The organism is Acidovorax sp. HMWF018 (assembly GCF_003061035.1).
Lineage (GTDB): Bacteria > Pseudomonadota > Gammaproteobacteria > Burkholderiales > Burkholderiaceae_C > Acidovorax > Acidovorax delafieldii.
In genome coordinates this window covers 1-1,283 of record NZ_QAIM01000648.1, presented here as the reverse complement: position 1 = coordinate 1,283, position 1,283 = coordinate 1, and the positions used below count along the sequence as shown (strand labels likewise).

1 protein-coding gene is annotated in these 1,283 nt (G+C 66.4%); it reads left to right on the top strand.

Features of this window, described 5'->3' with window-relative positions:
• On the top strand, positions 1 to 1,283 hold a 1,283-nt coding region (locus tag DBR23_RS27140; RefSeq protein WP_146191467.1), incomplete at both ends, for a bifunctional diguanylate cyclase/phosphodiesterase.

Here is a 1,283-nt window from a genome sequence, read left to right as displayed (position 1 = left end):
GCCGAACAAGAGATCGAACGCCTGGCGTTCTACGACGCGCTCACGGGTCTGCCCAACCGCCGCCTGCTGCTGGACCGCCTGCAACGCTCCATCGCCGCCTGCCAGCGCACCAGGAACCTCGGGGCCCTGCTGTTCATCGACCTCGATAACTTCAAAGACCTCAACGACACCCTGGGCCACGACATGGGCGACCAGCTCCTGGCCCAGGTCGCCGCCCGCCTGGTGGGCAGCGTGCGCGAAGCCGACACCGTGGCCCGCTTCGGCGGCGACGAATTCGTCGTCATGCTCGAAGCCCTGGCCCCTGACCTGCAAAACGCCGCCACCCAGGCAGAAACCGTCGCCGAAAAACTCCTGGCCAGCCTGAACCAGCCCTTTGACCTGGACGGCGCCCAGCACTACAGCACCCCCAGCATCGGCATCACCCTCTTTGGCGACGAACGCCTCACCGTGGACGAACTCCTCAAGCGCGCCGACCTGGCCATGTACCAGGCCAAAGCCGCAGGACGCAACACCCAGCGCTTCTTCGACCCCGACATGCAGGCGGCCGTCAACGCCCGCTCCAACCTCGAAGCCGACCTGCGCCAGGGCCTGGCCCGGGGCGAATTGCTCGTGCACTACCAGCCCGTCGTGGACCACCATGCCCGCCTGCTGGGCGCAGAAGCCCTCGTGCGCTGGCGCCACCCCCAGCGCGGCATGATCAGCCCCGGCGACTTCATCCCCCTGGCAGAACAGACCGGCCTCATCCTCCCCCTGGGCCAATACGTGCTCCAGACCGCCTGCGAACAACTGCAGCGCTGGAGCCAGCACCCAGACACCGCCCACCTGTCCATCTCCGTCAACGTCAGTGCCCGCCAGTTCCGCCAACCCGGCTTCGTGGCCGAAGTGCTGCAAACCTTGAAGAACCACAACGCAGACCCCCGGCAGCTCAAGCTCGAACTCACCGAAAGCCTGCTGCTGGGAGACATCGAAGACACCATCGCGCGCATGGTGCAGCTCAAGAGCGAAGGCGTGGGGTTTGCGCTGGACGACTTCGGCACCGGCTACTCGTCCCTGTCCTACCTCAAGCGCCTGCCGCTGGACCAGGTGAAGATCGACCAGAGCTTCGTGCGGGACGTGCTGACGGACCCGAACGACGCGGCGATCGTGCGGACGATCCTGGCGCTGGCAAAGAGCCTGGATTTGGAGGTGGTGGCGGAGGGGGTGGAGACGACGGGGCAGCTGTCGTTCCTGAGGCTGCATGGGTGCGAGGGGTTCCAGGGGTATCTGTTTGGAAGGCCTGGGCC